This is a genomic window from Bradyrhizobium sp. P2_E8, from assembly GCF_056403875.1.
The window spans coordinates 1-6,962 of the sequence record NZ_JBFUES010000348.1 but is presented as its reverse complement, the minus strand read 5'-3'; the positions used below and the strand labels follow the sequence as shown (position 1 = coordinate 6,962).

General features: G+C 65.4%; 7 protein-coding genes. 3 read left to right on the top strand and 4 right to left on the bottom strand.

Annotated elements, in window-relative coordinates:
- Positions 1 to 1,817 (top strand): MMPL family transporter (locus AC1D00_RS19925; RefSeq protein ID WP_477011838.1); only part of this gene is annotated, 1,817 nt, incomplete at its 5' end.
- On the opposite strand, the gene AC1D00_RS19920 is transcribed toward AC1D00_RS19925, so the two are convergent.
- Positions 1,785 to 2,459, bottom strand: coding sequence for a DUF2147 domain-containing protein (locus AC1D00_RS19920; RefSeq protein ID WP_167770418.1), 675 nt, complete (start codon positions 2,457 to 2,459; stop codon positions 1,785 to 1,787). The genes AC1D00_RS19925 and AC1D00_RS19920 overlap by 33 nt on opposite strands.
- A 141-nt stretch (positions 2,460 to 2,600) precedes the next feature.
- Here AC1D00_RS19920 and hpnO point away from each other — a divergent pair, with 141 nt between their 5' ends.
- Positions 2,601 to 3,992, top strand: a complete 1,392-nt coding sequence (gene hpnO, locus AC1D00_RS19915) for an aminobacteriohopanetriol synthase HpnO (RefSeq protein WP_477011837.1) — start codon at positions 2,601 to 2,603, stop codon at positions 3,990 to 3,992.
- Between the two features lie 10 nt (positions 3,993 to 4,002).
- Here hpnO and AC1D00_RS19910 read toward each other — a convergent pair whose 3' ends face one another.
- Positions 4,003 to 4,887, bottom strand: coding sequence for a cupin domain-containing protein (locus tag AC1D00_RS19910; RefSeq protein WP_477011836.1), 885 nt, complete (start codon positions 4,885 to 4,887; stop codon positions 4,003 to 4,005).
- On the opposite strand from AC1D00_RS19910, the gene AC1D00_RS19905 reads away from it, so the two are divergent.
- On the top strand, positions 4,871 to 5,419 hold the full coding sequence (locus AC1D00_RS19905; RefSeq protein WP_477011835.1) for a nuclear transport factor 2 family protein: 549 nt from the start codon (positions 4,871 to 4,873) through the stop codon (positions 5,417 to 5,419). The two genes, AC1D00_RS19910 and AC1D00_RS19905, sit on opposite strands and share 17 nt — an antisense overlap.
- Positions 5,420 to 5,520: 101 nt before the next feature.
- Here the strand turns inward: AC1D00_RS19905 and AC1D00_RS19900 are convergent, their stop codons facing one another.
- Positions 5,521 to 6,288 (bottom strand): anti-sigma factor family protein, encoded by a 768-nt coding sequence (locus AC1D00_RS19900; protein ID WP_477011834.1) that lies wholly within the window; start codon positions 6,286 to 6,288, stop codon positions 5,521 to 5,523.
- Complete coding sequence (locus AC1D00_RS19895; RefSeq protein ID WP_167770420.1) at positions 6,285 to 6,833, bottom strand: sigma-70 family RNA polymerase sigma factor; 549 nt, start codon at positions 6,831 to 6,833, stop codon at positions 6,285 to 6,287. Before AC1D00_RS19895 ends, AC1D00_RS19900 begins: the two co-directional genes overlap by 4 nt.
- Between the last annotated feature and the right edge of the window lie 129 nt (positions 6,834 to 6,962).

The window sequence follows — 6,962 nt, the reverse complement described above, 5'->3', positions numbered from 1 at the left end:
GCCCAGTGCCGATCGCCAATGAGGAATATGCCACCGTCCAGGAAGGTGCCGTCGTCAACGGCGTCGGCACCGTCCTCGTCGTGCTGCTGATCCTGTGGCTGGCGCTGCATTCGTCGAAGATCATTTTCGCGGTATTCGTCAATCTCTTCGTCGGCCTTGCGCTGACGACCGCTGCCGGCCTGATGATGGTCGGCTCGTTCAATTTGCTGTCGATCGCGTTTGCCGTGCTGTTCGTCGGCCTCGGCGTCGATTTCGGTATCCAGTACAGCGTCCGCTACCGCTCGGAGCGCTACAAGTATAACGATCTCTCCGGCGCGCTGGTGCTTGCCGCCAAGCGCTCCGCGGTGCCGCTGTCGCTGGCGGCAATGGCGACCGCCGCCGGCTTCCTCTGTTTCCTGCCGACCGATTACAAGGGCATCTCCGAGCTCGGCCAGATCGCCGGCGTCGGTATGCTGGTGGCGTTCCTCTCCAGCATCACAGTACTGCCCGCGATGCTCAAGCTGTTGAACCCGCCCGGCGAGGAGGAGCCCGTCGGATACGCCTTCCTGGCGCCGCTCGATCACTTCCTGGAGAAGCACCGTGTGCTGGTCGTGGGCGGCACGCTGCTGCTCGCGCTCGCCGGCCTGCCGCTGCTCTACTTCCTGAAATTCGACTTCAATCCGATGAACCTGCGCAACCCGAGGGCCGAATCGATCGCGACCTTCCTCGACCTGCGCAAGGATCCGAACACCGGCGCCAACGCCATCAACGTGATGACGACGTCCGAGGAGCAGGCGAGGCAGGTCGAGGCGAAGCTGGAGAAGGTGCCGGAGGTGCTGCGCGTGATGTCGCTCGACAGCTTCGTGCCGCAAGACCAGCAGCCGAAGCTGAAGCTGATCGCACAGGGCGCCAAGGTGCTGAACCCCGCGCTCAATCCCGACCAGATCGATGCCGCGCCGTCGGACAAGGAGAACGTCGACGCGCTGAAGTCCTCGGTCGACAATCTGCGCCGGACCGCCGGTGATGCGAAGGGGCAGGGCGCGGTCGCCTCGCGCCGCCTTGCGGACGCGCTCGATAAGCTCGCCAATGCCGACGAGGCCACGCGGAACAGGGCGCAGGACGTGTTCGTCACGCCGATGAAGATCGTGTTCGACCAGCTCAGGAACGCGCTGCAGGCCGAGCCGGTCACCCTGAAGTCGCTGCCGCCCGATCTCGTCAGCGCCTGGAAGAGCAAGGACGGCATCATCCGCGTCGAGGCGCTGCCCAAGGGCGATCCCAACGACAACGACACGCTGCGCAGATTTGCGGCGGCGGTGCTCGTTGCCGAGCCGACCGCGATCGGCGGGCCGGTCTCGATCCTGAAATCCGGCGACACCGTGGTGAGGGCGTTCATCCACGCCGGCATCTACGCGCTGCTGGTGATCGGCCTTCTGCTGTGGATCACGCTCCGCCGGTTCGTGGACGTGCTGATGACGCTGGTGCCGCTCCTGGTTGCAGGTGCCGTGACGCTCGAGATCTGCGTGCTGATCGGCCTGCCGCTCAACTTCGCCAACATCGTCGCGTTCCCGCTGCTGCTCGGCGTCGGCGTGGCCTTCAAGATCTATTATGTCGTGGCCTGGCGCTCGGGCAGGACAAACCTGCTTCAGACCAGCCTGACACGCGCGATCTTTTTCAGCGCGCTGACGACGGCGACCGCGTTCGGCAGCCTGTGGCTGTCGAGCCATCCCGGCACGTCCAGCATGGGCAAGCTGCTGGCGCTCTCGCTGGTGACGACGCTCGCCGCCGTGCTGCTGTTCCAGCCGGCGCTAATGGGCAAACCCCGCAATCTCAGGGAGTAGGCAGATGTCGCCGACGGTGTCGGCGGCGCCCTTCTGACCGGGCTTGGCCGTGGTGGCGGTCTTCGGGGCCGCGGCAGGCGCCGTGGCACCGGTCGTGCCTTGGGACGTGCCTTGGGGCGCTGCGGCTTGTGCCGTGCCTTGCGGTGCCCCTTGGACTTTCGGCGCCGCGCCGGCGGGCTTCGGCGCGCCCTTGGCCATGGCGTTGGCGGGGCTCAGGGGGATCGGCGGGCCAACCCGGGTCCAGGTCTCGCCACCGCAGAGGAAACCCATCACGCAGCCCTTGATCTCGAGCTGGTCGGTCCCGGCCGGCGTGATGGTTGCGCTGTAGAGCTGGCCGTCCTTGGCGTTGTAGACCTGTCCTTCCCACTGATCGACGCCGGGCTTCTTCTTCATGTCGATCAGGGTCGCCATGGCCAGCGTCGGCCTGTTCTTTTTCGAGACATCCGGATTGTTCTCGTCGCGGCCGCCGGGCTGCTTTTCCCAGGAAACCGCGCCCCACATGCTGCCATTGCATTGGGCAACGCGAATGTTGGCGACGCCGTCGGCGACCCGCCAGTCGCCGGTGGGATCGGCGGCGAGAGCAGGAGTCAGGCAGGTGTAACCGCCAGCCAGTATAATTCCGGTGTAAAGGGCCAAACGCATGAGTGTTCCTTGGCAGTGCAACATGGTTTAAAGCTGTGCTTGCGAAGATGGTCCGAAAAAGGGCAAAAGGCCGCACAGACCGTTTTGAGTAACGGTCCGTTTTCAGTTGACGAGACGGCCCTCAACCGAAGTATGTAGCGGATGCACAGCCCAAATCCAGACATGTCTCAACTGTTCGCGGACCGTCAGGCCCAGCGCAGTGCCCTGCATAATCGGTTTCTGAACGAGCAGTTCGTTCGGGTTCTCAAGACCATCGGCTACGATGTCGGCTTCCAGAAGGGGCAGGGGCAGTACCTCTACGACCGCGACGGGGCGCGCTATCTCGACCTGTTGTCCGGCTTTGGCGTGTTTGCGATCGGGCGCAATCATCCGGTCATGCGCGAGGCGCTCAAGAGCGTGCTCGACGCCGACCTGCCCAACCTCGTCCAGTTCGACGTCTCGACCCTCGCCGGCGTGCTCGCCGAGCGCCTCCTGAAATACGTTCCCTATCTCGACAAGGCGTTCTTCGCCAATTCCGGGGCGGAATGCGTCGAGGCCGCGATCAAGTTCGCGCGAGGCGCCACCGGCCGTCCCGGCATCGTCTATTGCGCCCACGGCTATCACGGCCTGACCTATGGCGCGCTGTCGCTGACGGGGGATTCGAACTTCCGCAACGGTTTCGAGCCGCTGCTGCCCGGCTGCACCCCGGTCCCCTTCAACGATCTCGCCGCGCTCGAAAAGGCGCTGGCCTCGCGCGAGGTTGCGGCCTTCGTCGTCGAGCCGATCCAGGGCAAGGGCGTCAACATGCCCACGGACGAGTTCCTGCCCGGCGCGGCCGCACTCTGCAAGAAATACGGCACGCTGTTCGTCGCCGACGAGATCCAGACCGGCATGGGCCGCACCGGCCGCTTCCTCGCGGTCGAGCACTGGAACGTCGAGCCGGACATGGTGCTGCTGTCGAAATCGCTGTCGGGCGGCCACGTGCCGGTCGGCGCGGTGCTGACGCGCAAGGCCATCTTCGACAAGGTCTTCAACCAGATGGACCGCGCGGTGGTGCACGGCTCCACCTTCTCCAAGAACGACCTGGCGATGGCCGCGGGCATCGCCACGCTCGATGTCATGGAGTCCGAGAAGCTGATCGAGTCCGCCGCCAAGCGCGGCGCCGAGCTGCGCCTTGCGCTGACGCGCATGGTGCCCGGCTACGAGCTGATGAAGGAAGTGCGCGGCAAGGGCCTGATGATCGGCGTGGAGTTCGGCCCGCCGAAGTCGCTGCGCCTCCGTGCGTCCTGGAACGTGCTGGAGGCCGCCAACAAGGGCCTGTTCTGCCAGCTCATCACCGTGCCGCTGTTCAAGGATCACAAGATCCTGACGCAAGTGGCCGGTCACGGCAGCCATACCATCAAGCTCCTGCCGCCGCTCACCATCACCGAGGAAGACTGCAGCTGGATCGAGAAGGCGTTCGACGACGTCATCGCCGGCAGCCACAAGGTCCCCGGCGCGATCTGGTCGCTCGGCAAGACGCTGGTGGACAACGCGGTGAGAAGGTCGGCTTAGGCGCAATCGGCTACGACGCGCTTCCGCTCCGGTATCGGCCCGGCGATCGCCCATACACGCGGCTGAACGCCTTCGAAAACGCTGGTCCGGACTCATAGCCGACGGCCCGCGCGATCTCGTCGATGGAACGACCGGTTTCGCGCAGTGCTTTCGCTGCGAGATTCATCCGCCAGCGCGCGACATAAGCGAGCGGCGGCTCTCCGACCAATCGCGTGAAGCGACGTGCAAATGTGGCGCGGGAGAGCAGGACACGATCCGCCAATGCTGCAACGGTCCAGGCATCCTGCGGCTGCTCATGGATCAGGCGCAGGGCGCGTGCGATGGCGGGATCGCTCAATGCACCGAACCAATTGCCAATGCCCGCGGGCTGGATGTCCATCCACGCGCGCAACAGCAGAACCAGCGCGCTGTCGAGCAGTCGTGAGGCGATAACATCGGCCTCGTTGCGGCGGCCTTGCGCTTCGACGCGGAGCAATTGCAGCGCCAATCGCAACGGTTCGTTGCCCTCGACCTGCTGCGCAGTAAGGTGAATCAAGGGCGGCATCACCGACATCATCCGATGGGGAGCGGCCTCATCGAGCTGATACTTTGCGCACAGCAGCGTCGTTGCATCCGGCGCTGGCTCACGGCTTGGTGCGCCGGCCAACGCATTGCGAATGGGAATGATCGCGGCATCCGGTGGGTCGCTCAGGGCGTGGCCGATGCCGCTCGTGACGAGGACTGCGTCGCCGGACGAAAGGCAGATGGGGTCGTCACGGCCTGCCAGCCTCAGCCAACAGCTGCCCGCGAGGATGACATGAAGGGCCGAGTTGCGTTGCGGATCCACGCCGATGCCCCATGGGCGACTCAACATCGCGGTCCCGAGGAACGCGCTGCTGGTGCGATACGACGTCAACACGTCCCACCCGGCATCCATGCTTCCGCTCCCGCGCGCCGACGCCCGCTGTTTGAGACGATCGGACCTGATTTTGCAAGTCTGGCGCATCGACAGTGCCGCTGCGCCGGTTCAGAACGCGTTGCGGCGATCTCATGGAGACAACGTAGTGAATCAGATGATCCCGGCCAACAAGGCCATCGTGCTCGATTTTCTGGAGAAGGCGATCAATCAGGGGGACTTCGATGCGGCGGCGACGCATTTCGGGCCGCGCTATGTCCAGCACAATCCGATGATCGGCGACGGCGTCGAGGGCATTCGCAACCACATGTCCGCGCTTCGCCGTCAATTCCCGGAGTCGCGCGGTGAGGTCAAGCGCATCGTGGCCGAAGGTGATCTCGTCATCGCCCACGTTCACGCCAGACGCACTCCCACCGACCCCGGGCTTGCTATCGTCGATATCTTCCGCCTCGAGGACGGCAAGCTCGTCGAGCATTGGGAGGTGCGGCAGCCCGTGCCCGACGATGCGGTGCATGACAACGGCATGTTTTGACGCGAAAGCGGCCGGGTGCAGCGAGCAAAGCAATCCAGACTCCCGTAGTGGCGACGATCTGGATTGCGTCGCTACCGCTGCCCACGATCTCGGCGCGAAGCCTACCCCTCCACATTCGCCTTCATCGCCGCCTCGAACTTGTCGACGAACTCGGCGAGCTCGTCGGCCCCGATATCGCTGACGGCCCAGAAGTTCAGGCCGCGATTGCCCCAGCGGCGGCAGTTGAAGCCCTGCATGGTCTCGGTCCTCGGCGCGCGATATTCCGTGCTCGAGGTCTGCGACACGAACAAATTCACCACGTGCTGCCGGCGCTTGTAGACGACGGCGCCGATGGCGCGTGCGTCGATATAGTCGAGCCGGCCGCCGACCAATGTAAAGCCCTGCGCGGTGAGGTCGATCACGGGCGGGGCGACGTCGAGCTTGCCGTTGAACCAGGGCTTGACGGTGTGCTGGTCGGTCGAGATCACGTCGGTGAGATGGCCGGCCTGGAGCGAGCGCAGATGGGCAGAGACGACCTCCGACAGGATGCGCTGCTGGTCGTCCTGGCGCAGCACCACGGCAACGACGCCGGTTGCGGCGAGCGCGGAGACCGCAGAGCCCATGGCAAAGCCGCGCAGCACGGAGCGGCGGGTGGGTTGCTGGCGCTGCGGCTGAGGCATCGAGGCTTCGATCCGGGCGCGCAGGCTTGCCGGCGCTGTGTAGCGCAGATCGGTGTCGGCCAGCACGCGCTGCATCTCGCGCTGGGCTGCAAACTCGGCAGCGCAGTCCGGGCAGCTGGCGATATGAGCTTCGACCTCGCGCGCGTGGCCGGCATCGAGCTCGTTGTCGAGCAGCGCGTGAAGCAGGATCCTCGCTTCGTCGCAGGTCATCTCGCTTGCTCCTCTTCCGCCTTCCAGGCCGCGCGCAGCATGGCGCGGGCGCGGGCGAGGCGGGACATCACGGTGCCGACGGGGGCGCCGACGGCCTCGGCGATTTCACGATAGGACAGGTTGTTGATCTCCCGCAGCACGAAGGTTTCCTTGAACGGTTCGGCGAGCGCGTCGATCAGCTTGCGAATGGCGCCGGCATCGCGGCTGCGCAGCATTTCGGTCTCGGGGCTTGTTTCGGTCTCCTGCCATATCGGCGTCTGCTCGGCGGCGCCGGGCGTATCCTCGATCGCGCTGGGCCTGTGCGCGCGACGCGCATATTCGGCGTTGCAGACGTTGCGCAGGATCGCGAACAGCCAGGGCTTCATCGTCGGCCCGCGATAGCTGTCGAAGTGCTTCAGCGCGCGCAGATAGCATTCCTGCACCGCGTCCTCGGCATCGGCGGCGTCGCGCAGCAGATAGCGCGCGAGCGTGTAGACGTCGTCGAGATGGGGCAGCGCCGCTTCGCGGAAGCGCTGCGCCTTCTGCAGATCGTCGGTGGCGGGCATCGCTCCTCGCTTTGCCTCTTGTTCCGCTTGCGGCTTCGTTTCGTCCCCGTGTGCGGCCGGAGGCACACGAGCCCGGCCGGCGTGGGACCACCGGCCGGGCAAGACGTTGATGCCTTGGTTGGAGACGTT

Bases quoted from the DNA above. Each gene is read 5' to 3' on its own strand.
- AC1D00_RS19920 (WP_167770418.1), bottom strand. From the start codon at position 2,459: ATGCGTTTGGCCCTTTACACCGGAATTATACTGGCTGGCGGTTACACC.
- hpnO (WP_477011837.1), top strand. From the start codon at position 2,601: ATGCACAGCCCAAATCCAGACATGTCTCAACTGTTCGCGGACCGTCAG.
- AC1D00_RS19900 (WP_477011834.1), bottom strand. From the start codon at position 6,288: ATGACCTGCGACGAAGCGAGGATCCTGCTTCACGCGCTGCTCGACAAC.
- AC1D00_RS19895 (WP_167770420.1), bottom strand. From the start codon at position 6,833: ATGCCCGCCACCGACGATCTGCAGAAGGCGCAGCGCTTCCGCGAAGCG.